The sequence below is a fragment of the Streptomyces sp. NBC_00028 genome (assembly GCF_045041065.1).
Lineage (GTDB): Bacteria > Actinomycetota > Actinomycetes > Streptomycetales > Streptomycetaceae > Streptomyces.
Window position 1 is genome coordinate 7335778 of the sequence record NZ_CP108293.1, and the last position, 24716, is coordinate 7360493.

At 70.5% G+C, this 24716-nt stretch carries 23 protein-coding genes; 13 read left to right on the plus strand and 10 right to left on the minus strand.

What is annotated here, in order from left to right; genetic code table 11:
• Window positions 1-2: 2 nt before the first annotated feature.
• The 5 genes from OG885_RS32995 to OG885_RS33015 form a co-directional block, all read right to left on the minus strand.
• Window positions 3-992, minus strand: a complete 990-nt coding sequence (locus tag OG885_RS32995; RefSeq protein ID WP_405737888.1) for a zinc metalloprotease — start codon at window positions 990-992, stop codon at window positions 3-5.
• A 176-nt stretch (window positions 993-1168) separates the two neighbouring features.
• A complete protein-coding gene (locus OG885_RS33000) occupies window positions 1169-2827 on the minus strand; it encodes an alkaline phosphatase D family protein (protein ID WP_405737889.1) in 1659 nt (552 codons plus the stop codon).
• 81 nt (window positions 2828-2908) lie between these two features.
• Window positions 2909-3721, minus strand: a complete 813-nt coding sequence (locus OG885_RS33005) for a DsbA family protein (protein WP_405737890.1) — start codon at window positions 3719-3721, stop codon at window positions 2909-2911.
• An 83-nt stretch (window positions 3722-3804) separates the two neighbouring features.
• Window positions 3805-4497: a hypothetical protein gene (locus OG885_RS33010; protein ID WP_399959244.1), complete on the minus strand. Its 693-nt coding sequence runs from the start codon at window positions 4495-4497 to the stop codon at window positions 3805-3807.
• A gap of 103 nt (window positions 4498-4600) precedes the next feature.
• Complete coding sequence (locus OG885_RS33015; RefSeq protein ID WP_405737891.1) at window positions 4601-5926, minus strand: DUF2252 domain-containing protein; 1326 nt, start codon at window positions 5924-5926, stop codon at window positions 4601-4603.
• 202 nt (window positions 5927-6128) lie between these two features.
• Between OG885_RS33015 and dnaE the strand changes: the two genes are divergently transcribed.
• Complete coding sequence (gene dnaE, locus OG885_RS33020) at window positions 6129-9668, plus strand: DNA polymerase III subunit alpha (protein WP_405737892.1); 3540 nt, start codon at window positions 6129-6131, stop codon at window positions 9666-9668.
• A 104-nt stretch (window positions 9669-9772) separates the two neighbouring features.
• Here dnaE and OG885_RS33025 read toward each other — a convergent pair whose 3' ends face one another.
• On the minus strand, window positions 9773-9937 hold the full coding sequence (locus OG885_RS33025) for a hypothetical protein (RefSeq protein ID WP_165951132.1): 165 nt from the start codon (window positions 9935-9937) through the stop codon (window positions 9773-9775).
• A 224-nt stretch (window positions 9938-10161) separates the two neighbouring features.
• On the opposite strand from OG885_RS33025, the gene OG885_RS33030 reads away from it, so the two are divergent.
• From OG885_RS33030 to OG885_RS33045, 4 genes are all read left to right on the plus strand, one after another.
• The gene (locus tag OG885_RS33030; RefSeq protein ID WP_405737893.1) at window positions 10162-11370 is read left to right on the plus strand and encodes an NYN domain-containing protein; all 1209 of its coding nucleotides are present in this window, start codon (window positions 10162-10164) and stop codon (window positions 11368-11370) included.
• Between the two features lie 107 nt (window positions 11371-11477).
• A complete protein-coding gene (locus OG885_RS33035) occupies window positions 11478-12452 on the plus strand; it encodes an ABC transporter ATP-binding protein (RefSeq protein ID WP_405742982.1) in 975 nt (324 codons plus the stop codon).
• A gap of 145 nt (window positions 12453-12597) precedes the next feature.
• Entirely contained in the window at window positions 12598-13419 is an 822-nt protein-coding gene (locus tag OG885_RS33040; RefSeq protein WP_399959237.1) for an ABC transporter permease, read from the plus strand.
• A 34-nt stretch (window positions 13420-13453) separates the two neighbouring features.
• A complete protein-coding gene (locus tag OG885_RS33045) occupies window positions 13454-14119 on the plus strand; it encodes an AAA family ATPase (protein ID WP_405737894.1) in 666 nt (221 codons plus the stop codon).
• A gap of 699 nt (window positions 14120-14818) precedes the next feature.
• Here OG885_RS33045 and ybaK read toward each other — a convergent pair.
• From ybaK to OG885_RS33065, 4 genes are all read right to left on the minus strand, one after another.
• Window positions 14819-15325 (minus strand): Cys-tRNA(Pro) deacylase, encoded by a 507-nt coding sequence (ybaK, locus tag OG885_RS33050; protein WP_405737895.1) that lies wholly within the window; start codon window positions 15323-15325, stop codon window positions 14819-14821.
• 19 nt (window positions 15326-15344) lie between these two features.
• Window positions 15345-16085, minus strand: coding sequence for an LON peptidase substrate-binding domain-containing protein (locus tag OG885_RS33055; RefSeq protein WP_405737896.1), 741 nt, complete (start codon window positions 16083-16085; stop codon window positions 15345-15347).
• Window positions 16086-16096: 11 nt separating this feature from the next.
• A complete protein-coding gene (locus tag OG885_RS33060; RefSeq protein WP_405737897.1) occupies window positions 16097-17119 on the minus strand; it encodes a hypothetical protein in 1023 nt (340 codons plus the stop codon).
• A 142-nt stretch (window positions 17120-17261) separates the two neighbouring features.
• Window positions 17262-18824, minus strand: a complete 1563-nt coding sequence (locus OG885_RS33065; RefSeq protein ID WP_405737898.1) for an oxidoreductase — start codon at window positions 18822-18824, stop codon at window positions 17262-17264.
• Window positions 18825-18964: 140 nt separating this feature from the next.
• Here OG885_RS33065 and hisD point away from each other — a divergent pair, with 140 nt between their 5' ends.
• Genes hisD through hisF form a run of 8 tightly spaced genes read left to right on the plus strand, consistent with a single transcriptional unit; the run spans window position 18965 to window position 24669 of the window.
• The gene (gene hisD / locus OG885_RS33070; protein WP_405737899.1) at window positions 18965-20290 is read left to right on the plus strand and encodes a histidinol dehydrogenase; all 1326 of its coding nucleotides are present in this window, start codon (window positions 18965-18967) and stop codon (window positions 20288-20290) included.
• A complete protein-coding gene (locus tag OG885_RS33075) occupies window positions 20287-21396 on the plus strand; it encodes a histidinol-phosphate transaminase (protein WP_405737900.1) in 1110 nt (369 codons plus the stop codon). The genes hisD and OG885_RS33075 overlap by 4 nt, the downstream gene beginning before the upstream one ends.
• Entirely contained in the window at window positions 21393-21986 is a 594-nt protein-coding gene (hisB, locus tag OG885_RS33080) for an imidazoleglycerol-phosphate dehydratase HisB (protein WP_405737901.1), read from the plus strand. Before OG885_RS33075 ends, hisB begins: the two co-directional genes overlap by 4 nt.
• Window positions 21983-22147: a hypothetical protein gene (locus OG885_RS33085; RefSeq protein ID WP_399959221.1), complete on the plus strand. Its 165-nt coding sequence runs from the start codon at window positions 21983-21985 to the stop codon at window positions 22145-22147. The genes hisB and OG885_RS33085 overlap by 4 nt, the downstream gene beginning before the upstream one ends.
• Window positions 22144-22791, plus strand: a complete 648-nt coding sequence (gene hisH, locus OG885_RS33090) for an imidazole glycerol phosphate synthase subunit HisH (protein ID WP_405737902.1) — start codon at window positions 22144-22146, stop codon at window positions 22789-22791. The genes OG885_RS33085 and hisH overlap by 4 nt, the downstream gene beginning before the upstream one ends.
• Window positions 22791-23519: a bifunctional 1-(5-phosphoribosyl)-5-((5-phosphoribosylamino)methylideneamino)imidazole-4-carboxamide isomerase/phosphoribosylanthranilate isomerase PriA gene (gene priA, locus OG885_RS33095; protein ID WP_405737903.1), complete on the plus strand. Its 729-nt coding sequence runs from the start codon at window positions 22791-22793 to the stop codon at window positions 23517-23519. Before hisH ends, priA begins: the two co-directional genes overlap by 1 nt.
• Window positions 23516-23917 (plus strand): RidA family protein, encoded by a 402-nt coding sequence (locus tag OG885_RS33100; RefSeq protein WP_405737904.1) that lies wholly within the window; start codon window positions 23516-23518, stop codon window positions 23915-23917. Before priA ends, OG885_RS33100 begins: the two co-directional genes overlap by 4 nt.
• Window positions 23914-24669 (plus strand): imidazole glycerol phosphate synthase subunit HisF, encoded by a 756-nt coding sequence (gene hisF, locus OG885_RS33105; protein ID WP_194080134.1) that lies wholly within the window; start codon window positions 23914-23916, stop codon window positions 24667-24669. The genes OG885_RS33100 and hisF overlap by 4 nt, the downstream gene beginning before the upstream one ends.
• Window positions 24670-24716: the final 47 nt, after the last annotated feature.

A 24716-nucleotide genomic window follows, 5' to 3' on the forward strand; every position in this document is an offset into this window, starting at 1 on the left:
GCTCAGCCCGCGGCGCGGTAGGCCGCGAAGCTCTGCTGCATGCGCGTCACCTGGCCCGAGGTGAACTGGTACATGCAGTTGTCGTACGTGTAGTCCATGAAGTTGTGGATCGGGTCGACGCCGGTCTTGTTGGTGCAGCTGTCGCGGCCGGTCGGGCACTCGTAGGCCGCGCTCTTCTCGGCCGGGGTGTCGCTGACGTAGTCGCCGTTGCCGTTACAGCCGCCCTGGAAGGTGTGGTACAGCCCCATCCAGTGGCCGACCTCGTGGGTGGCGGTGTCGCCCTCGTTGTAGTTGGTCGCCGAGCCGCCGGGCAGGGACGTGTCGAGGATGACGACACCGTCCATGGACGGGCTGGACTTGTAGGAGCTGGGGAAGGTGGCCCAGCCGAGGAGGCCGCCGCCGAGGTTGGCGGTGTAGATGTTGAGGGCGTTCGCGCCGCCCTTGCGCAGGGCGGTCTTCATCGCCTTCTCCGCCGCGGAGCCGGAACCGACGTTGTACCAGGTGGCGTTGTCGGTGTAGTCCGTGCCGGCCAGCGTGAACTGGTAGCCGGAGTCGACGTTTCCGGTGCCCTGGCCGGCGTAGGCCGCGTTCAGGACGTTCAGCTGGGCGGTGATGGCGGACGAGCTGAGGTTGCCGGCGGCGCCGTCGTGGATGACGTGGAAGTACACCGGGATGCTGGTGGAGGCCGCGGCGGCGAGGCTGCGGCTGCCGGACGAGGGCAGCTTGTCGAGCTTGGCGCGCAGATCGGCGTCCATCGCCTGGGCCTTGGCGGTGCTGACCTCGTTGGGCTCGGCGACGTTCTTGCCGCTGCCCGGGCGGGACTCGCGGGCCGCCGCGTGAGTGTCGGTGTCGGCGCAGTCGGCGGCCGGAGTCTGGGCCGCGGCGATTCCGGTGGGTGCCGACAACGGGGTGAGCATCAGGGTTCCGGCCATCACGGCCGTGCCGAGAAGGCGTCTGCGCATAACAGGGGATATCCGGGCAAGCGCACGCATGCTGACTCCTAGCTGATGCGTTGGGGAGAGCGGACGCAGGGGTCTTCCTGGCCGCCGCCCGGAGATTACGTGTACATGCCCAGCCTGTAAATGCCTCTCGATCACCTTCTGACCGGCCAAGGGGCGCGGCCGTATACGAACGCAGGCCGCGCCCCTCGCCGTTGGCCGGAACCTGACTACACGGGGTCGTAAGTCCGTTCGACCTTCTGGGTGCCGGACTTCGTGCGGTAGGAACGGGCCCAGGACGAGGTCGCGTTGGCCTTCGTCTTGTCGGAGACGACGTAGTAATCCATCTGCGCGCGGTCGGCGGTGATGTCCAGGACGCCGTAGCCGTGGCGGTCGGTGTCGACCCAGTGGACATGCCGGTTGGCCAGCTTGATGATCGGCGCGGCGACCGCGGAGACCGTACCCTCGGGGACCTTCACGAGGTCGTCGAGGTTGTCCGAGGTCACCGAGGTGACGACGAACTCGGTCGCGGCCGAGGCCGACAGCGGGTACGTACCGGCGTCCACCGGCACGTCGTTGGCCCACGCCATGTGGATGTCACCGGTCAGGAACACGGTGTTGCGGATGGCGTTCGCGCGCAGATGGGCCAGGAGTTCACGGCGGTCGTCCGTGTAGCCGTCCCACTGGTCGGTATTGAGGGCGAGGCCCTCCTGCGGCAGGCCCAGCAGCTTGGCGAGCGGCTTGAGCAGGTCGGCGGAGAGCGAACCGATCGCGAACGGCGAGATCATCACCGAGTTGCCGACCAGCCGCCAGGTGGTGTCGGAGGACTTCAGGCCCGCCTTCAGCCAGTCCAGTTGGGCCCGCCCGGTGAGGGTGCGGTCCGGGTCGTCGACCGAGCCGTTCCCGACGGAGACCTGCTGCGAGCGGAAGGACCGCAGGTCGAGAAGGGACAGGTCGACCAACTTGCCGAAGCGCAGCCGACGGTAGGTCGTCCCCGCGATCGCCGGGCGCACCGGCATCCACTCGAAGTACGCCTGCTTGGCGGCCGCCTGGCGCGCGGCCCAGGCGCCCTCCGTGCCCTCGGTGTGGTTCTCGGCCCCGCCCGACCAGGCGTCGTTGGCGAACTCGTGGTCGTCCCAGATCGCGACGACCGGGGCCACCGCGTGCAGCGCCTGAAGGTCGGCGTCGGTCTTGTACTTCCCGTGCCGGACGCGGTAGTCGGCGAGGCTGAGGATCTCGTGGGTCGGCGCGTGCTGCCGTACGACGGTGTCGCGCGTCCCGTACTCGCCGGTGCCGTACTCGTAGATGTAGTCGCCCAGATGGAGCCAGGCGTCCAGGTCGCCGCGGGCCGCGAGATGGCGGTACGACGCGAAGTAGCCGGCTTCCCAGTTGGCGCAGGAGACCACGCCGAAGCGGAGGCCCGTGACGGCCGCGTCCGCCGCCGGCGCGGTGCGGGTACGCGCCGCCGGGGAGTCGGTGCCGCCCGCGGAGAAACGGAACCAGTAGTTCGTGGCGGGGGCGAGGCCGCGCACGTCGGCCTTGACGGTGTGGTCGGAGGCGGCGGTCGCGGTGACCGAGCCCTTGGCGACGATGTTCGTGAACGCCTTGTCCAGGGCGACGATCCAGCTCACCTCGGTGTCCGGGCCGAGCCCGGAGCCGGGTATCGCCGCGGCCACGGGGGTCACCCGGGTCCACAGCAGGATGCCGTCGGGAAGCGGGTCGCCGGAGGCGACGCCGTGCAGGAAGGCGGGGGCCTCGTCGGCGGCGCCGGCGGGGAAGGGGGTCGCGACGAGGACGGCGCCCGCGGTGGCGGCGGCGGCCTTGACGACCGTACGGCGGCGTGGCGCCAGGGAGTTGAGGCGCTCGGATGCTCTGTGTCTACTGGTCACGACCGATCAGGTTACTGATCGGTATGAACGAGAGCGGGCGAACCGGTGAAAGTTCGCCCGCTCTTTGATCGAAGGCCTGGGTCAGGCCTTCAGGGCCGCCTCGATCGCGGTGTTGAACTCGGCCACCGTCATCGGCGCGTTCTCGCCGTCGGAGCCGGTCAGGTTCTTGCCGTCCATCTGCAGGGTCGGGGTGCCGCCCACGCCGGCCTTGTCGAAGAGCTTGGACTCCTCCAGCGCCCACTTGTCGTAGGTGCCGTCCTTCACGTCCTTCTGGAACTGCTTGTTGTTCTTCAGGGCGTCGACCGTGTTGGCAACCTTGATGAGGTAGGCGTCGTCCTTGAACTTGTCGTCGGTCTCCTCGGGGTGCCACTTCGTCGAGTACATCGCGGTCTTGTACTCGAGGAAGGCCTCGGGGCTGACGTTGAGCGCGGCGCCGAGCGCGCTGAGGGCGTTCTTGGAGCCCTCGCCGGTCAGCTTGTCGTCCAGGAAGGTGGCGCCGACGTACTGGATCTTGAACTTGCCGGCGTCGAGGTCCTTCTTCACGGTCGGGCCGACCGTCTGCTCGAACTGGGCGCAGACCGGGCAGCGCGAGTCCTCGTACATGACGAGGGTCTTCTTGGCGCTGCTCTTGCCGATGACGACGGTCGTGCCGTTCGTGCCGGTGGTGTTGGCCGGCTTGACGAGCTTGTCGTTCTTGGCGTCTTCCCAGTAGCCGGGCTTGTTGTTCTGGACGACGGCGTAGCCGATGCCTCCGGCTATCGCGAGGACGCCCACTATGGAGCAGGCGACGATGACCTGCCGCTTGATCTTGTCGCGCTTGGCCTGGCGCTCGCGTTCCTGACGCAGACGCTCGCGCGCCGCCGTCTTCGCCGCCTGGCTGTTCCGCTTGCTCATGGGTGATCTCCGTAAGGGGACGCGCACACGTCGTGTGCGGATACGTAAGAGGGAGTGGTGGTGCTCGGTGCTGTTCGGGTGGGTCAGGCGAAAGCGACCGAGCACGGCGGTCCACGCCGTCCCAGGGAGTGCACGAGGATCCGGTCGCGCGCGGTGGCCGTACGGCGACCGGGGTGTCGCGGGCGGCGCGGCGCCGGGGTGCGGCGGACCGCGACCGCGGCGACCGCCAGCAGCAGCGGGCGGAACGTCGTCGCCGTCACCGCGCCGAGCAGCTGGGCCAGCGCGCGCTCGCCGCGGCGCAGCCAGCCGGCGGCCAGCAGACCGACGCCGATGTGCGCGCCGAGCAGCAGCCAGGCGGCCTGCGGGTCGGCGTGGGCGAGAAGGGTCGCGAGACGGTCGGTGTCGGTGCCCGTGACGCGGGCCAGGGGGCTGCCGACGCTGGTGCCGTCACCGCAGAACACGTCCCAGCCGACCGAGCGCAGCGGTCCGGCGACGGGGCCGCCCGCGGCGCCGTAACAGACGTGCTGCCCGGTGGTGAGGGCCGTGTCCGCGGCCAGCTCCAGCGGGACCAGCAGGGCGGCGATCCGCCCGAAGCTCCGCTCCCGGCCGGCCAGCGCGTACGCCACGGCGAACACGGCGGCCGCGACCAGGGCCACCGTGTTCAGCGGGAGCGGGGCCCGGGACAGCAGCACGTGCGACGCGGTGCTGAGCGTCACGACGAGTGCCGTGAACAGCGCCGCGCGGAGCGCTCGTAGCTGGGTCCCGGATATGTCCATAGCGGAGAGAGTGTGTCACGCGGGCCCGTAAGGGAGCCCTAAAAAGTCCCTGTGAGCCGTCCTATCGTTATCGATCCCACAGGGATGCGGCCGGTGGGCCTTTCTACAGGCCCGGGATCCGGCCGTTGCGGAACAGGTCGACGAAGATCTGGTGGTCGGTACGCGCGCGTGCGCCGTAGTCGTGCGCGAAGGAGACCAGGAGCTCCGCGAAGCCGTCCTCGTCCGCCGCGATCGCCGCGTCGATGGCCCGCTCGGTGGAGAACGGCACCAGGGACTCGCCGGACTGGTCGTCCGCCGCCGCGTGCATGGTGGCCGTCGCCCGGCCGAGGTCGGCGACGACCGCCGCGATCTCCTCCGTGTCGTCGATGTCGCCCCAGTCCAGGTCCACCGCGTACGGCGAGACCTCGGCGACCAGCTGCCCCGCCCCGTCCAGCTCGGTCCAGCCCAGCCACGGGTCGGCGTGCGCCTGGAGGGCGCGCTGGGAGATCACCGTGCGGTGGCCCTCGTGCTGGAAGTAGCCGCGGATCGCCGGGTCGGTGATGTGCCGGGAGACGGCCGGGGTCTGGGCCTGCTTGATGTAGATCACGACGTCGTTCTCCAACGCGTCGCTGTGGCCCTCCAGGAGGATGTTGTACGACGGGAGCCCCGCCGAGCCGATGCCGATCCCGCGCCGGCCGACCACGTCCTTCACCCGGTAGGAGTCCGGGCGGGCCAGCGAGGTCTCCGGCAGGGTCTCCAGGTAGCCGTCGAAGGCCGCCAGCACCTTGTAGCGGGTGGCCGCGTCCAGCTCGATGGAGCCGCCGCCCGGGGCGAAGCGGCGCTCGAAGTCGCGGATCTCCGTCATCGACTCCAGGAGCCCGAAGCGGGTCAGCGAGCGGGCGTCGCGCAGCGCGTCCAGGAGCGGGCCCTCGGCGGTGTCCAGGGTGAAGGGCGGCACCTCGTCGCTCTTGGCGCCGGTCGCCAGCGCGTGGATGCGCTCGCGGTACGCGCCCGCGTACACCCGCACCAGCTCGGTGATCTGCTCGTCGCTGAGGGCCTTCGCGTACCCGATGAGGGCGATGGAGGCGGAGAAGCGCTTGAGGTCCCAGGTAAAGGGGCCGACGTAGGCCTCGTCGAAGTCGTTGACGTTGAAGATCAGCCGGCCGTTGGCGTCCATGTACGTGCCGAAGTTCTCGGCGTGCAGGTCGCCGTGGATCCACACACGCGAGGTGCGCTCGTCCAGGTACGGGCCGCCTCGCTTGTCCGCTTCGAGGTCGTTGTAGAACAGGCACGCCGTACCCCGGTAGAACGCGAACGCCGAGGCCGCCATCTTGCGGAACTTCACGCGGAACGCGGCCGGGTCGGCGGCCAGGAGCTCGCCGAACGCGGTGTCGAAGACGGCGAGGATCTCCTCGCCGCGAGGCTCGTCGTTGAGCTGCGGTACCGACATCGCTGGGTGCCTCCTGGTGCATGTGTACGACAGCGTTTCTGTCGTCTCAACGGGCGGGAGCGGACGAAAGTGCCCACGGAATCCCTCGCTGTGAAGGTACGCGGGGCGGGCCCCGGAGTGTCAGTGCCGAGGCATAGACTTCCGAGCTGTCCCCCGAACTGTGCGCCAGCCGTCGCCGACTGTTTTCCCTGGAGGCCAAACCGTGTCGAAGCCGCCGTTCACGCACCTGCACGTCCACACCCAGTACTCCCTGCTGGACGGTGCCGCGCGGCTGAAGGACATGTTCGACGCGTGCAACGAGATGGGCATGACCCATATCGCCATGTCCGACCACGGCAACCTCCATGGGGCGTACGACTTCTTCCACACCGCGAAGAAGGCCGGGGTCACGCCGATCATCGGCATCGAGGCCTATGTCGCCCCCGAGTCCCGGCGCAACAAGCGCAAGATCCAGTGGGGCCAGCCCCACCAGAAGCGGGACGACGTCTCCGGTTCGGGTGGTTACACCCACAAGACGATCTGGGCGGCGAACGCGACGGGCCTGCACAACCTCTTCAAGCTCTCCTCGGACGCCTACGCCGAGGGCTGGCTCCAGAAGTGGCCCCGGATGGACAAGGAGACCATCTCCCAGTGGTCCGAGGGCCTCATCGCCTCCACCGGCTGCCCCTCCGGCGAGCTCCAGACCCGGCTGCGCCTCGGCCAGTTCGACGAGGCCCTGAAGTCGGCCGCCGAGTACCAGGACATCTTCGGCAAGGACCGCTACTTCCTGGAGCTGATGGACCACGGCATCGAGATCGAGCACCGGGTCCGTGACGGCCTGCTGGAGATCGGCAAGAAGCTCGGCATCCCGCCGCTGGTGACCAACGACTCGCACTACACGTACGCGCACGAGGCGACGGCCCACGACGCGCTGCTGTGCATCCAGACCGGCAAGAACCTCTCCGACCCGGACCGCTTCAAGTTCGACGGCACCGGCTACTACCTGAAGTCCACGGACGAGATGTACGCCGTCGACTCCTCCGACGCCTGGCAGGAGGGCTGCCGCAACACCCTCCTGGTCGCCGAGCAGGTCGACACCGCCGGCATGTTCGAGGCCAAGAACCTCATGCCGAAGTTCGACATCCCCGAGGGCTACACCGAGGTCACCTGGTTCCGCGAGGAGACCATGCGCGGCATGGCCCGCCGCTTCCCGGACGGCATCCCGGACGACCGCATGAGGCAGGTCGAGTACGAGATGGACACCATCATCTCGATGGGCTTCCCGGGCTACTTCCTCGTGGTCGCCGACTTCATCATGTGGGCCAAGAAGCAGGGCATCGCGGTCGGCCCGGGCCGAGGCTCCGCGGCCGGTTCGATCGTCGCCTACGCCATGGGCATCACCGACCTCGACCCGATCCCGCACGGCCTGATCTTCGAGCGGTTCCTCAACCCCGAGCGCATCTCCATGCCCGACGTCGACATCGACTTCGACGAGCGTCGGCGCGTCGAGGTGATCAGGTACGTGACGGAGAAGTACGGCTCCGACAAGGTCGCCATGATCGGCACCTACGGCAAGATCAAGGCCAAGAACGCGATCAAGGACTCCGCGCGCGTACTGGGCTACCCGTACGCGATGGGCGACCGCCTCACCAAGGCCATGCCCGCCGACGTCCTCGGCAAGGGCATCGACCTCGACGGCATCACCAACCCCTCGCACCCGCGCTACAGCGAGGCCGGCGAGATCCGCGCGATGTACGAGAACGAACCGGACGTGAAGAAGGTCATCGACACCGCCAAGGGCGTCGAGGGCCTGGTCCGGCAGATGGGTGTGCACGCGGCCGGCGTGATCATGTCCAGCGAGCCCATCGTCGACCACGCCCCGATCTGGGTGCGGCACACCGACGGCGTGACCATCACACAGTGGGACTATCCGCAGTGCGAGTCGCTCGGCCTGCTGAAGATGGACTTCCTCGGCCTGCGGAACCTGACGATCATGGACGACGCCGTCAAGATGGTGAAGTCCAACAAGGGCATCGACCTCGACCTGCTGGCCCTGCCGCTGGACGACCCCAAGACCTTCGAACTCCTCCAGCGCGGTGAGACGCTCGGCGTCTTCCAGTTCGACGGCGGCCCCATGCGCTCCCTGCTGCGCCTGATGAAGCCCGACAACTTCGAGGACATCTCCGCCGTCTCGGCCCTGTACCGGCCGGGCCCGATGGGCATGGACTCGCACACCAACTACGCGCTGCGCAAGAACAAGCTCCAGGAGATCACCCCGATCCACCCCGAGCTGGAGGAGCCGCTCAGGGAGGTCCTGGACGTCACCTACGGCCTGATCGTCTACCAGGAGCAGGTGCAGAAGGCCGCCCAGATCATCGCCGGTTACTCGCTCGGCGAGGCCGACATCCTGCGCCGCGTGATGGGCAAGAAGAAGCCCGAGGAACTGGCCAAGAACTTCACCATCTTCCAGGCCGGCGCCCAGAAGAACGGCTACAGCGACGAGGCCATCCAGGCCCTGTGGGACGTCCTGGTCCCGTTCGCCGGCTACGCGTTCAACAAGGCGCACTCCGCCGCGTACGGCCTGGTCTCGTACTGGACCGCCTACCTCAAGGCGAACCACCCCGCCGAGTACATGGCCGGACTGCTCACCTCGGTCAAGGACGACAAGGACAAGTCCGCGATCTACCTCAACGAGTGCCGGCGCATGGGCATCAAGGTGCTCCCGCCGAACGTGAACGAGTCGGTGCACAACTTCGCCGCCCAGGGCGACGACGTGATCCTCTTCGGCCTCGAAGCGGTGCGCAACGTCGGTACCAACGTGGTCGAGTCGATCATCAGGAGCCGCAAGGCCAAGGGGAAGTACGCCTCCTTCCCCGACTACCTCGACAAGGTCGAGGCGGTCGCCTGCAACAAGCGCACCACGGAGTCGCTGATCAAGGCGGGCGCCTTCGACACCATGGGGCACACCCGCAAGGGCCTCACCGCGCACTTCGAGCCGATGATCGACAACGTGGTGCAGGTCAAGCGCAAGGAGGCCGAGGGCCAGTTCGACCTCTTCGGCGGCATGGGCGAGGAGGAGACCAGCGAGCCCGGCTTCGGACTCGACGTCGAGTTCACCACCGACGAGTGGGACAAGGCCTATCTGCTCGCCCAGGAGCGGGAGATGCTCGGTCTCTACGTCTCCGACCACCCGCTCTTCGGCCTGGAGCACGTGCTGTCCGACAAGGCCGACGCGGGCATCGCCCAGCTCACCGGAGGTGAGCACGCGGACGGCGCGGTCGTCACCATCGGCGGCATCATCTCGGGCCTCCAGCGCAAGATGACCAAGCAGGGCAACGCCTGGGCGATCGCCACCGTCGAGGACCTCGCCGGCTCCATCGAGTGCATGTTCTTCCCGGCGACCTACCAGCTGGTGTCGACCCAACTCGTCGAGGACGCCGTGGTGTTCGTCAAGGGCCGCCTCGACAAGCGCGAGGACGTCCCCCGCCTCGTCGCGATGGAGCTCCAGGTCCCCGACCTGTCCAACGCGGGCACCAACGCGCCCGTGATCCTCACCATCCCGGCGACCCGGGTCACCCCGCCGATGATCAGCCGCCTCGGCGAGATCCTCACCCACCACAAGGGCGAGAGCGAGGTCCGGATCAAGCTCCAGGGCCCGACCAAGACCACGGTGTTGCGCCTCGACCGGCACCGGGTCAAGCCGGACCCGGCGCTCTTCGGCGACCTGAAGGTCCTGCTCGGCCCGTCCTGCCTGGCCGGTTAGCCGTACGCGTACGTCGAGAGGGCGCATCCGGGGGTCCGGACGCGCCCTCTCTGTGTGCCTGGGTCTCAAGGACCCGTGGGTCTCAACAACCCGTTATGCAGATGTCAGTTGTGACCGAAGCGCTTCTGCTTGCCCTTGCGGGCCATGTCACCCGGAGTCACCTGGGTCATGCGCTGCTCGGCCTGCGCCTCCATCGAGGACTGCTGGGCCTGCTGCTGACCACGCTCGGACTGCGGCTGCTTACGGTCACGGTTCTTGTTCTTGGCCATGGTGATCTGCCTCCTGAGGGGGATCTAGGGGCCAGGGCCGCGACCAGATTCACATAGGCTGACAAAGAACGCATTTCGGATAATTACCGTGTGTGACAAGGGCTGTCGCTCGGCGATGCCTCGAAACGCCACGCCGAAGATCGAGTTCCGGCCGTTAACCTCCGCGCGGTCGGGCAGACTCGAAGGAAGCCCGAAGCAAACCTCCCGGGAAGAGGGTGAGTCGCGTGGACCGCTGCATCGTCCTGGTGGACGCCGGGTATCTGCTGGGGGCGGCGGCCAGTCTCCTCGCCGGAGAGCCCTCCCGCTCCCGCATCACCGTGGATCACGCCGCCCTCATCCAGGGCCTGCGCGAACGCGCGGAGTCGGACACGGAACGGCCGCTGCTGCGCATCTACTGGTTCGACGGCGCCCCCGACCGCGTCCCCCAGCCCGAACACCGCCGCCTGCGGGTCATGCCCCGCGTCACCGTCCGGCTCGGCGCCCTGACCCGCAGCGACGGACGCTGGGCGCAGAAGGGCGTCGACGCGGCCATGCACGCCGAGCTCACCGAGCTGGCCCGCAACCGCGCCTGCTCCGACATCGTCCTCGTCACCGGCGACGGCGACCTGCTGCCCGGCATGATGGCCGCCAAGGAGCACGGCGTCGCCGTACACCTGTGGGCCGTGCAGGCCGCCGACGGCGACTACAACCAGTCCGAGGACCTGGTCGCCGAGGCCGACGAACGGCGCGTCCTGGACCGGATCTGGATCACCAAGGCCGTCCGCGCCAAGGATCTCGGCGGGATCTGCGCACCGCCGCCGGCGCCCCGCCCCGAGATCGCCGCGATCCTGTCCGCGCCGCTGCCCGAGTCCGCGCACGCCGCCGCCGCGGAGCGCTCCGCCGAGGAGGGCGAGCACGCCGCCGCCTCGGAGAACGGCACCCAGGAGCGGGTGCCCGCGCCCAAGGGCGTGCCCACGCCCAAGGACCTCGCCGCCCTGCGCGCCCCCGGCGTCCAGCCCCAGCAGCCCGCCAACGCGACCCTGCGCTGGTCCTCCGACAAGGGCTGGGTCGACCGGCCCGGCGGCGCCGCCGAACCGCCCGAGGTCGCCTCCATGCCCACGCTCGCCCAGCTCACCACCGCCGAGCAGCGCTGGGCCGACCGCGAGGAGGACATCACGACCGTCGGCGGCGACCCCTACGAGGTGGGGCAGGTCTTCGCCCGGCGCTGGATGGAGCGGCTCGGCGACCAGGGCCAGCTACAGAAGCTGTCGGGCATGTACCCGCGCGTCCCGCACCGCATCGACGGTGAGCTGCTGCGCTACGCCGCCCGCTTCGGACTGCTCGCCCACAAGGACGACCAGATCGACGAACACGACCGGTATGCCATCCGGGCCGGGTTCTGGCGCGAGATCGACGTCCGCACCTCCGCCGAGCACGCGCCCGCGGGGGAGTGAAACGGCACATACCCCGCCCCCGAGGGCGGGCGGAGCCTGTCGACCCCGTAGTCTCGTCCCTTGTGAGTACGCGCGCGGGACAGGCACTTCGGCAGGGCGGCGACGTCGTGTGCGCCGTGCGCGGACTGACCAAGACCTATCCCGCGGTACGCGGCAGACGCGGCGTTCCCGCGACCCCCGAGGTGCGGGCCACCGACGACGTACGGCTCGACATCCGCCGCGGTGAGATCTTCGGGCTGCTCGGCCCGAACGGCGCCGGCAAGTCCACCCTCGTACGGCAGCTGACCGGTCTGATGCGGCCCGACAGCGGCAGCGTGGAGATCCTCGGGCACGACATCGTGCGCCACCCGGAGCGGGCCGCGCGCATTCTCGCCTACCTCGGCCAGGAGTCCACCGCCCTCGACGAACTCACCGTGTCGCTGGCCGCCGAGACCACCGGACGGCTGCGCGGCCTGGAAGCGCGCGCGGCGCGCGCCGAGCGGGACGCCGTACTCGACGAACTCGGGCTCACACCGCTCGCCGGGCGGGCGATCAGGAAACTGTCCGGCGGGCAGCGGCGGCTCGCGTGCTTCGCCGCCGCGCTGGTCGGGGAGCGGTCGCTGCTGGTGCTCGACGAGCCGACCACCGGCATGGACCCGGTGGCCCGGCGGGCCGTGTGGGCGGCCGTGGACCGGCGGCGGGCCGAGCGCGGGACGACCGTGCTGCTCGTCACCCACAACGTCATCGAGGCCGAGACCGTGCTCGACCGGGTCGCGGTCCTCGACCGCGGGCGGGTGATCGCCTGTGACACCCCCGTCGGGCTCAAGGAGCAGGTCGCCGGGGAGGTCCGGGTCGACCTCGTGTGGCGCGAGGCCGCCCCGCTGCACGTCCCCGAGGTCGCCGCACTGCACGACCGGGCCGTCGAGGCCGGACGGCGCTGGACGCTCCGGCTCGCCCCCGAGGAGGCCCGTGCGGTCGTCGCCACCGTCACCGGCGGGGCCGCCTTCGCCGCCCTCGACGACTTCACGCTGGCCACGCCCAGCCTGGAGGACGTCTATCTGGCGCTGGGCGGCGCGGCCCGGCAGGGGCTGGTGAAGGCGTGAACGCTTGGAACGCTCTTGAGTCGGGCTTGAGCGAGCGGGCCGTAGCATCCGTACGGAGAGGGAACGGGGCGAACGCGTTCGCCGTCGGATCCCCTTCCGTCGGATCCCCCTCAGTGACCCCGTTGGTGAAAGGGAGCAGCGCCACGTGAGTGTCGTACCCGCCGAGGTGCTGCCGGGCGGCGCCCTGGCCGTCGAGGAGACGGACCGGGACGTGGCCGAGCTCGGGCCGCGTGCGCGGCTGTGGCCGGCGCTCGTGGCCGTCTACCGGGCCCAGCTGTCCCGGGCCCGGGTCGCGCGCATCCCGCTGCTGTTCGTGGCGACCTTCCAGTCCGTCGGGATCATGATCCTGATGCGCGGGGTCGTGGACGGCGGGGCCGAGGCGCAGGCCGTGGTCGCGGGCTCGGCGGTGCTCGTCGTGGCCTTCGTCGCGCTCAACCTGCTCGCCCAGTACTTCGGGCAGCTGCGGGCGAGCGGGGGGCTGGACCACTACGCCACCCTGCCGGTGCCGCCGGCCGCCGTGGTGCTCGGGGCGGCCGGGGCGTACGCCTCTTTCACCGTGCCGGGGACCGTCGTGACGGCCGTGTTCGGCTGCGTGCTGTTCGGGCTGCCGATGGCGCATCTGTGGGTGCTCGTCGCGGTGATCCCGCTCGCCGGGGCCGCGCTGGCCGGGCTCGGGGCGGCCTTCGGGCTGCTCGCGCCGCGGCCGGAACTGGCGACGGTGCTCGGCCAGTTGGGCATGTCCGCGGCGCTGCTGCTGGGTGTGCTGCCGGCCGACCGGATGCCGGAGGGGGTGCGGTTCCTGCGGGATCTGCTGCCCTCGACGTACGGCGTCGAAGCCTTCGCGCGGACCTTCGGGCCGCATCCCGACTGGGCGTTCGTCCTCGGTGACCTGGCCGTCTGCGGGGCGGTCGGGGTCTTCTCGCTGGGCGTCGCCACCTGGGCGTATCGTCGGGCGGCCGTCCGGTGACGCGCCGCACAGACGGGCCTGGCACGATGTCAGGGTGACCGCACCGCTGACTCCTCCTCCGCCGCCGAGCGACCCGTCTCCGCACCAGGCCTGGCAGGCGCCGCCGCCGTACGGTGCCGGTGGGCCCGGAAGCCTGTACGAACAGGACGGCCCTGGAATGAAGACCGAACTGCGGGAAGCCGCCGTGATCGCGGTGGCGTCGGCGCTGGGTGGGCTGCTGCTGGGTGTGCTGTGGTGGTGGCTGGCGCCGCATGTGCCGCTGGTCGGGGACATCGTCGAGAAGCGCTGGGTCGTCTACCTCAAGGACACCGAGGGGGAGCAGGCGATCGGCGTCGACGGAACGTTCACGCTGCTCGGGCTCGCGTTCGGCGTCGTCAGCGCGTTCGCGGTGTTCCTGCTGCGGCGGCGTGGGGGCGTGCCGCTGGTGGTGGCGCTCGGGGTCGGGGGGCTGCTCGGGTCGCTGCTGGCGTGGCGGGTCGGGATCTGGCTCGGGCCCGCGCAGGATGTGCTGGCCCATGCGAAGTCCGTGGGCAAGGGGGTGACGTTCTCGGCGCCGTTGAAGTTGGGCGCGAAGGGGGCGTTGCTGGCGTGGTCGTTGGGTGCGCTGGTCGTGCACCTCGGGCTTACGGGGCTCTTCGGGCCGCGGGACCCTGAGGTGCCGTACGGGTCGGGGCCGTACGGGGCGAAGCCGCAGGCGTAGCTCGTCGGGTGCCCTGGGTTGGGGCCGGCCGGGGGTGGGTCTCGCTCGCCCGCGCTTGCGGGGTGCCGCTGCGCCCACCCGTGCCGCCCCAGCGGCACGACTGCCCGCAGCTACGCAGGGATGCGGGTGCCGCTGCATGGGTGGGCGCCGCCCCGGCGGCACGACTGCCCGCAGTTACGCAGGGATGCGGGTGCCGCTGCATGGGTGGGCGCCGCCCCGGCGGCATGACTGCCCGCAGTTGCGCAGGGATGCGGGTGCCGCTGTATGGGTGGGCGCCGCCCCGGCGGCATGACTGCCCGCAGTTGCGCAGGGATGCGGGTGCCGCTGTATGGGTGGGCGCCGCCCCGGCGGCATGACTGCCCGCAGTTATGCAGGGATGCGGGTGCTGCTGCATGGGTGGGCGCCGTCCCGGCGGCATGACTGTCCGCAGTTGCGCAGGGATGCGGGTGCTGCTGCATGGGTGGGCGCCGTCCCGGCGGCATGACTGTCCGCAGTTATGCAGGGATGCGGGTGACGCTGCATGGGTGGGCGCCGCCCCGGCGGCACGACTGTCCGCAGCTGGGGCGGAAGGGCAGGGAGATACCTACGCCGGGCGCCTGCCGTGATTCGAGCGGCCCTTCTTGATGCGCCACTTTCGCTTTCGCGTTTTTTTCGACATGTTCCTCGTACTTAACCGAGGAACGGACCCGCGTCGAGAGGTCAGGCGCGGCCGATGGGGGCCAGTACCGCTTCCGTGAGCTTCGTCAGGTCCTCGGGGGACAGCTCGACCTCCAGGCCTCTGCGGCCCGCCGAGACACAGATGGTGGGGTGGGCGGAGGCCGAGGCGTCCAGGACCGTGGGGAGCTTCTTGCGCTGGCCGAGGGGGGAGATGCCGCCCCGGACGTAGCCCGTCGTGCGCTCGGCGAGGGTCGGGTCGGCCATCGCCGCCCGCTTGCCGTTGACCGCCGCCGCCAGGGCCTTCAGGTCCAGCTGGCCCGCCACCGGGACCACGGCCACCGTCAGCGTGCCGTCCACGTCCGCCACGAGGGTCTTGAAGACGCGCTCGGGGGACACGCCCATCGCCTCGGCCGCCTCCTCGCCGTAGGAGGGGTGGTTCGGGTCGTGGTCGTAGGCGTGGACGGTGTACTCCACTCCCGCCGCCGTCAGCGCCACCGTCGCGGGTGTGCCGCCCGGCTGCTGTGCCTGCTTCTTCGACTTCTTCGCCATCGGTCGTCGTCCCCCGGCCTCAGTTCAGACTCGTCGGGCCGCGCGTCAGATCGGACGCGGGCAGCGACGGCAGGTTACGGATGATCGCCGTCTCGGTGCGAAGGAGTTTCAGCTCGTCGCGCAGCCGGGACGCGGTGTCCGGGGCCTGGAGCAGGCGCTGTTTGGTGGGGATGTCGAGCATCATCGCCGCCGCCACCAGATAGGAGACGACCGCCGGTTCGTCCGGCAGCTCCGAGCCGGAGGTGAGCGAGCGTTCGCGGGCGCCCGCGAGGCGTTTCTGATACCCGCGGAAGGCCCTCAGGACGCCTTCGGCCAGGGCGCCGGCCTCCTCGCCCCGTTCCTCCGGGAGCTCCTCCAGCTCCGCGACGAGATAGGGGCCCGACGCGTCGACGGACACCAGCTTCACGCGGGTCGTGCCGGTCGCCAGGACCTCGAACGTGCCGTCGGCCCGCTCCCTGATCGTCGCCGCGTCCGCGATGCAGCCGGTGCCGTGGAACGCCTTGAGCGGCTCGGTGCCGAAGCCCGCCGCCGGGCCGCGCTCGGGCACGGACGTGGGATCGGGCATGCCCGGTTCACTCGCCGCCACCTCATGGCCGTCGCGGATGGCGACGACGGCGAAGCGGCGCGGTTCGTCCTCGGGGGTTTTCAGAAGGTCGCGCATCATGGCGCGATAGCGCTCCTCGAAGACATTCAACGGGAGCACCAACCCCGGGAACAGAACCGAGTTCAGGGGGAAGAGCGGGAGCCGGACGGTGGTCACGGCGCAAAAGCCTAATGGTCGCGGGAGTGTGCACGTCCTCGGTGCCCACTCCGTGGATGCCCGGAGGCCGAGCTGAGGCGGATCTCCTCGCGCAGTTCCAGGAACCGGCCCAGCGGGTCGTCGGAGACCAGCTCCCAGGGGAACGAGGTCGCGTACGGGCCGATCCGGCGCAGTTGCTCCAGGGCCTCCGGCCGGCGGTCCAGGAGCGCGAGGACGTACGTCAGCTTGTTGCGCATCTCGGCCGGCCACGGGTCCGCCGCCGGGAACCGCGCCGACAGCGCGATCGCCCGGTCGGCCGCCGCGTCAAGGCGGGCCCGGGGTATGTCCGGGCCGCAGCCGTCGGTCAGATAGGCGAGCACCGCCCGGGTCGGCAGGGCCTGGACGAGGGAGTCGGCGGGGGCGTCCTGCGCGGCGGTCTCCGCGAAGTCGAGGCACTCGTGGTGCGAGCCGTGCCAGGAGTCGGCGAGGTAGCGCAGGGCGGCGGCGTGGCAGCCGTAGTGGTGGGGCGCGCGGCGGATCGCCGCCTCCCACAGCTCCTCGAAGTACTTGTGCCCGGCATTCGAGCCGTGCGCGTGGTCCAGCGCTATCCGCCACGGCACTGGATCCCGGTCGTCCCCGCGGGCCGCGGCCGTGATCAGCGGGCTCACCTCGCGCAGCAGCTCCGCCCGGGCGGGCGAGAGCCAGGCGCGGGTCACGGCGAGCTGGGCGCCGACCACCAGCAGGTCCGGGTCGTGCGGGGCGGCCGTACGCCAGGCGTCGAACCACTCGGAGCGCGCGCACGCGAAGGACGCCAGGCGTACGACGTACCGGTCGCGGTTCTCCCAGGCGCCGCTCGCGCGGGTCGTGGCGAGCAGGGTGGCCGCGACCTCGTACGATCCCTGCCCCGCGGCCACGAGGGCGGGGCCGAGCAGGTCGTCGGGCGCGTCGAGGAGCACCTCGTCGTCGGCCGGCAGCGCGACTGGCGGGTGCTCGACGGTCCTGGCCGTCCGGGAGGCGCGGACGAACGGGGGCAGCAGAGCCATGGTGTCGACCATTGAAAAGCCGCAGGTCGGGGAAGCGCCAGAGGTTCTCGGCAATGTGAGGAAAGTTGTACGCCGTACGGTCAAGAGCCGGTAAAAAGGTTACTGTTCAACAACTGTTCGATCGCTGTGCACCCGCCACTCGCGGCACACCGGCCTAGTTGCGTCTCAGCAGCCTCGTCGCCCCCGCCGCCACGGTCGTCGCGAGGATCCAGCCCAGCAGGATCATCGCCGCCGCCAGCCACTGCCAGCCGCCGCGCAGCTGCCAGAAGCCGACCTGGCCCAGGTCGATGACCGGCAGGAGCAGGTCGAGGGCGAACAGGGTCGCGTTCCAGTGCGGGACCTCGCCGCCCTTGAGCGGCGGATGGGCGGCGTGCGCGAAGGCCAGCGAGCCCGCCGCCCAGAGCAGCGCCATCCACACCAGGGCGCGTCCCGGCCGGTAGCCGTAGGCGACCGTCCAGTCCTGGGCGTACCCCCACAGCTTGGCGGCCGGCGGCAGGGTCTCGCGGCGGCGGCGCTGCTTGGCGAGCAGCACCTCGCGCGCGTCCTCGTCCTCGCCGCCGGCCCGCAGCACGGTCGCGAGGCGCTCGTAGGGCTCCGGGTTGTACTCGGCGGTCGCCGCGGCCACCCACGCCAGTCGCTCCTCCAGCGGGAACGGGCCCCTCGGCACCAGGTTCTCGTAGCCGAAGCCGCCCATGTGGAGACGGCCCGGGCCCGGCCAGCTGTCCGTGCGGTCCATCAGGTTCACCACCCGCGCCCCCGACAGCACGACCATGCCGCGCGCCGGAGCCTTCCCGAGGAAGCGCAGCTCGGGCGTCTGGACGCGGCGCAGCGACACCTCCTGGTCGTCGGTGAGGGTGAACCGGGCCTGCTCGAAGTCGATCGCGTCCCCGAACCGCCCGTCGTCCAGGCGCAGCCCGCCCTCGCAGGTGAAGCGCTGGATGCGGGTGCCCTGCGCCGGGGTCGCCCCGCTCAGCAGCGGGCTGCCGATGCCCGCCGGGGTCAGGTACATCGAGCGCCCGACGGTCAGCTGCGGGGCGTTGAGCGCGAGGCGCGTGTACGGGTTGGCCAGCCTCGCGCCGCGCAGGCTCAGCGAGACGCCGACCTTGGCGCTGCGCAGACTCAGCTCGCCGTGCGACTCGAGGAGCTCGGCCTGGAGGTCCTGGCCCACGGTCATGCCGTCGGCGGCGATCGAACGGCCGCTGCGGTCCCGGTAGACGATCGCCTGGTTGAGCAGCAGATCGGTGCCGATGTGGGCGTCGGTGAGCCGTACGCCGTTGTGGAACCGGCAGCGCGGCAGATGCAGATCGCCCTCGGTGTGGACGCGGGCCGCCTCCAGGCGTGGCACCGAGCAGTCCACCATCCGCATGGTCGTGAAGCGGGCCTCCGGCAGCAGGACGTCCCGCTCGAACCGGCAGCCCTTCAGCTCCACGTACGGCACCACGATGCCGCCCGCCAGGTCCAGCGGGCCGCTGATCTGCACGCCGGCCAGCTTCAGCGACGACACCCGGCCGGCCAGCGCGGGCGGCCCGTCCAGCAGCAGCCAGCACACGATGCGGGCCCGCACGGTCCGCTCGGGCCCCCAGGGGTGCCCGCCGTGCGGATCGTCGACGACCGCGTCGCCGCTGCTCAGGTCGTACACGCTGCCGTTGCGGAACGCCTGCCACATACCGGCCTCGGCGGGCGTCAGATCGTCCGGCAGCTCCCCCTCGGTCACCACTCCTCCAATCGCGTACGCATCCCCGTCATGCCCGCTCAGTGAGGCCCCGAACGCTAGACGTGAAGGCGATCTTCCGGGTTGCGTATCAGCCACTGGAATGCCCGAACGACGCCGAACCGTGGTCTGAGAGAATTGACCCCGTGATCTCCCGAATCGATCTGCGCGGCGACGCCCTCCCCGAGGGTCCCGCCCTGCGCGACCTGCTGCCCCGAGCCGACTTCGACGTTCAGGCCGCCCTGGAGAAGGTGCGTCCGATCTGCGAGGCCGTGCATCATCGGGGCGACGCGGCGCTGATCGACTTCGCGGAGAAGTTCGACGGGGTGCGGCTGGAATCCGTACGGGTGCCGGCGGAGGCGCTGGACAAGGCCCTCGCCGAACTCGACCCGGCCGTGCGCGCGGCCCTGGAGGAGTCCATCCGCCGCGCCCGGCTCGTCCACCGCGCCCAGCGCCGCAGCACCCACACGACCCAGGTCGTGCCCGGCGGCTCCGTCACCGAGAAATGGGTGCCCGTCGACCGTGTCGGGCTCTACGCGCCGGGCGGCCGGTCGGTCTACCCGTCCTCCGTGATCATGAACGTGGTGCCCGCGCAGGAGGCCGGTGTCGCGTCCATCGCGCTCGCCTCGCCCGCCCAGGCCGAGTTCGACGGCCTGCCGCACCCGACGATCCTCGCCGCCTGCGCGCTGCTCGGCGTCGACGAGGTGTACGCGGCCGGTGGCGCCACCGCCGTCGCGATGTTCGCGTACGGCACCGAGTCCTGCCCGCCCGCCAACATGGTCACCGGCCCCGGCAACATCTGGGTCGCCGCCGCCAAGCGCTACTTCACCGGCAAGATCGGCATCGACGCGGAGGCCGGCCCGACCGAGATCGCGGTCCTCGCGGACGCCACCGCCGACCCGGTGCACGTGGCGTCCGACCTGATCAGCCAGGCCGAGCACGACCCGCTGGCCGCCGCCGTCCTGGTCACCGACTCCGTCGAGCTGGCGGACGCGGTGGAGAAGGAGCTGGCCCCGCAGGTCGCCGCCAGCAAGCACGTCGAGGACCGGATCGCCCCGGCCCTCGCAGGCAAGCAGTCCGCGATCGTCCTCGTCGACGGCGTCGAGGAGGGCCTGCGGGTCGTCAACGCGTACGGCGCCGAGCACCTGGAGATCCAGACGGCCGACGCCACCGCGCTCGCCGAGCGGGTGACCAACGCCGGCGCGATCTTCATCGGCCCCTGGGCGCCCGTGTCGCTCGGCGACTACGCCGCCGGGTCCAACCACGTGCTGCCCACCGGCGGGTGCGCCTGCCACTCCTCCGGGCTCTCCGTCCAGTCCTTCCTGCGCGGCATCCACATCGTCGACTACACGAAGGACGCGCTCGCGGACGTGGCGCACCACGTGGTCACGCTGGCGGAGGCGGAGGACCTGCCCGCGCACGGCGCGGCGATCAAGGCAAGGTTCGGTTGGAAGGTGCCTGAGAGCAAGTGAGCTTCGGAATCGACGATCTCCCCGTACGGGACGAGCTGCGCGGCAAGTCCCCCTACGGCGCGCCCCAGTTGGACGTGCCGGTACGGCTGAACACCAACGAGAACCCGTACCAGCTGCCCGAGCCGCTGGTCGAGCGCATCGCCGAGCGGGTCCGTGCGGCCGCCCGCGACCTCAACCGCTACCCGGACCGGGACGCGGTCGAGCTGCGCACCCAGCTCGCCAAGTACCTGACGGACACGTCCGGTCACCAGGTGGGCCTGGCCAACGTGTGGGCGGCGAACGGCTCCAACGAGGTCATCCAGCAGCTGCTCCAGACCTTCGGCGGCCCCGGCCGGACGGCGATCGGCTTCGAGCCGTCGTACTCGATGCACGCTCTCATCGCGCGCGGGACCGGCACGGGCTGGATCTCCGGCCCGCGCAACGAGGACTTCACGATCGACCTCGCGGCGGCCGAGAAGGCCATCGCCGCGCACAAGCCGGACGTCGTCTTCATCACCACCCCCAACAACCCGACGGGCAACGCGGTCCCGCCCGAGACGGTCCTCGCGCTCTACGAGGCCGCGCAGGCGGCGAAGCCGTCGATGGTCGTCGTCGACGAGGCGTACATCGAGTTCAGCCACGGCGACTCGCTGCTGCCGCTCATCGAGGGCCGGCCTCAGCTGGTCGTCTCGCGGACCATGTCGAAGGCCTTCGGCGCGGCGGGCCTGCGCCTCGGCTACCTCGCCGCGCACCCGGCGGTCGTGGACGCCGTACAGCTCGTACGGCTGCCCTACCACCTGTCGGCCGTCACCCAGGCGACCGCCCTGGCCGCCCTGGAGCACACCGACACGCTCCTGAAGTACGTCGAGCAGTTGAAGGCCGAGCGGGACCGGCTGGTCAGCGAGTTGCGGGCGACCGGGTACGAGGTCGTGGAGTCCGACGCGAACTTCGTGCAGTTCGGCCTCTTCGACGATTCCCACGTCGCCTGGCAGAAGATCCTCGACCGGGGTGTCCTGGTCCGGGACAACGGCATTCCGGGGTGGCTGCGGGTGTCCGCCGGAACCCCCGAAGAGAACGACGCGTTCCTCGACGCGGTCCGTGAAGTGAAGAAGGAGCTGAACGCATGAGCCGCGTAGGACGGGTGGAAAGGGTCACCAAGGAGACCTCCGTGCTCGTCGAGATCGATCTCGACGGGTCCGGCAAGGTGGATGTGGCGACCGGGGTCGGTTTCTACGACCACATGCTCGACCAGCTCGGCCGGCACGGTCTGTTCGACCTGACCGTGAAGACCGAGGGCGACCTGCACATCGACTCGCACCACACCATCGAGGACACCGCCCTCGCCCTCGGCGCCGCCTTCAAGCAGGCGCTCGGCGACAAGGTGGGGATCTATCGGTTCGGCAACTGCACGGTTCCCCTGGACGAGTCCCTCGCCCAGGTGACCGTCGACCTGTCCGGCCGCCCCTACCTCGTGCACACCGAGCCCGAGAAGATGGCGCCGATGATCGGCGAGTACGACACCACGATGACCCGGCACATCCTGGAGTCCTTCGTCGCCCAGGCCCAGATCGCCCTGCACGTGCACGTGCCCTACGGGCGCAACGCGCACCACATCGTGGAGTGCCAGTTCAAGGCGCTCGCGCGGGCGCTGCGGTACGCGTCCGAGCGGGACCCGCGCGCGGCCGGCATCCTCCCCTCCACGAAGGGCGCGCTGTGAACGGGCTGTCCACCGTCCTGATCGTCGTCGGCCTCTTCCTGGTCGGCGGGATCATCTCCTTCGCCAAGCAGGAGATGCCGAAGCAGCTCATCGTGCTGCTCTCCGTCGCCGCCGCGATGTGTCTCGTCGCCGGTGTCATGAGGCTGGAGGTGTGGAGTTGAGCGCGGCCACAGGCAAGAAGGTCGTCGTCTTCGACTACGGCTTCGGAAACGTCCGCTCCGCCGAGCGCGCCCTCGCGCGCACCGGGGCCGACGTCGAGATAACGCGTGACTTCGACAAGGCCATGAACGCCGACGGGCTGCTGGTGCCGGGCGTCGGTGCCTTCGAGGCCTGCATGAAGGGCCTCAAGGAGGCGCGCGGCGACTGGATCATCGACCGCCGGCTGTCCGGCGGGCGCCCGGTCATGGGCATCTGCGTCGGCATGCAGATCCTCTTCGCGCGCGGCATCGAGCACGGCGTGGAGACCGAGGGCCTCGACGAGTGGCCCGGCTCGGTCGAGCCGTTGCAGGCCGACATCGTGCCCCACATGGGCTGGAACACCGTGGACCGCCCGGCCGGCTCCCAGCTGTTCGCCGGCCTGGACGCGGACGCGCGCTTCTACTTCGTGCACTCCTACGCCGTCCACGACTGGTCCCTGGAGATCACGAACCCGGCGATGAAGGCTCCCCTGGTCACCTGGTCGACGCACGGCAAGCCCTTCGTGGCCGCCGTGGAGAACGGCGCCCTGTGGGCCACCCAGTTCCACCCCGAGAAGTCCGGCGACGCCGGAGCGCAGCTGCTGAACAACTGGATCGGAACCCTCTGATGCCCGCCAAGCTTGAGCTTCTTCCCGCCGTCGACGTCCGGGACGGCCAGGCCGTGCGCCTCGTGCACGGTGAGTCCGGCACGGAGACCTCCTACGGCTCCCCCCTCGAGGCCGCCCTCGCCTGGCAGGCGGCGGGCGCCGAGTGGCTGCACCTGGTCGACCTGGACGCCGCCTTCGGCACCGGCGACAACCGCGCCCTGGTCCGTCAGGTCACCGAGGCCATGGACATCAAGGTCGAGCTGTCCGGCGGCATCCGGGACGACGCCTCCCTGGCGGCGGCCCTCGCCACCGGCTGCACCCGCGTCAACCTCGGCACGGCCGCCCTGGAGACCCCCGAGTGGGTCGCCAAGGTCATCGCCGAGCACGGCGACAGGATCGCGGTCGGCCTGGACGTGCGCGGCACGACGCTCAAGGGCCGCGGCTGGACCAGCGAGGGCGGCGACCTCTACGAGGCCCTGGAGCGGCTCGACAAGGAGGGCTGCGCCCGGTACGTCGTCACCGACATCGCCAAGGACGGCACCCTCCAGGGCCCCAACCTGGAGCTGCTGCGCAACGTCTGCGCGGCCACCGACCGGCCGGTCGTGGCCTCCGGCGGCGTGTCGTCGCTGGACGACCTCCGTGCCATCGCCGAGCTGGTACCCCTCGGAGTCGAGGGCTCCATCGTCGGGAAGGCCCTGTACGCGAAGGCGTTCACGCTGGAAGAGGCCTTGGAGGCTGTGTCGTCATGACGGATGCCGTACGGCGGGTGCAGAGCGGGAGCCCCTGGGAAGAGTCCTTCGGTTTCGCACGCGCCGTCGCGGCGGGCGACCGGGTGCTGGTCGGCGGCACGACGTCCTTCAAGGGCTCCGTGCTGTACGGCGAGGGCGATCCCTACGAGCAGGCCAAGGTCGCCTTCACCGCGGCGATCGAGGCCCTCGGCGAGTTCGGCCTCGGCGTCGAGTCCGTGATCCGTACGCGGATGTACCTGACCCATGCGCGGGACGTGGACGACGTGGGCCGCGCGCACAAGGAGCTCTTCGACGCGGTGCGTCCGGTCTCGACCCTTCTCGTCGTGGAAGGCTTCGTCGACCCGCGCATCCTGGTCGAAGTCGAAGTAGAGGCATTCAGAGGAGCCGTGAACTCATGACCCTGGCGGTCCGAGTCATCCCCTGCCTGGACGTGGACAACGGCCGGGTCGTCAAGGGCGTCAACTTCCAGAACCTGCGCGACGCGGGCGACCCCGTCGAGATGGCCAAGGTGTACGACGCGGAGGGCGCCGACGAGCTGACGTTCCTGGACATCACCGCGTCGTCCGGCAACCGCGAGACGACGTACGACGTCGTGCGCCGCACGGCGGAGCAGGTCTTCATCCCGCTGACGGTCGGCGGCGGCGTGCGGACCGCCGAGGACGTGGACAAGCTGCTGCGGGCCGGTGCGGACAAGGTCGGCGTGAACACCGCCGCCATCGCGCGCCCGGATCTCATCCGCGAGATCGCCGAGCGGTTCGGGCGGCAGGTGCTGGTGCTCTCGGTGGACGCGCGGCGTACTCCCGAAGGCACCTTCGAGGTCACCACCCATGGTGGCCGCAAGGGCACCGGCATCGACGCCGTCGAGTGGGCGCACCGGGCCGCCGAGCTGGGGGCGGGGGAGATCCTGCTCAACTCGATGGACGCGGACGGGACGAAGGACGGCTACGACCTGGAGATGATCGCCGCCGTCCGCAAGCACGTGACGGTTCCGGTGATCGCCTCGGGTGGCGCCGGCAAGCTGGCCGACTTCGCCCCGGCGATCGAGTCGGGAGCGGACGCGGTGCTTGCGGCCTCGGTGTTCCACTTCGGTGATCTGCGGATCGGTGAGGTGAAGGACGCGCTGCGGGGGGCCGGGCACCCCGTGCGGTGACGGTCCTCAAGGGTTGAAGTAAGCCCCGCCCACCTGGTGGTCGGGGC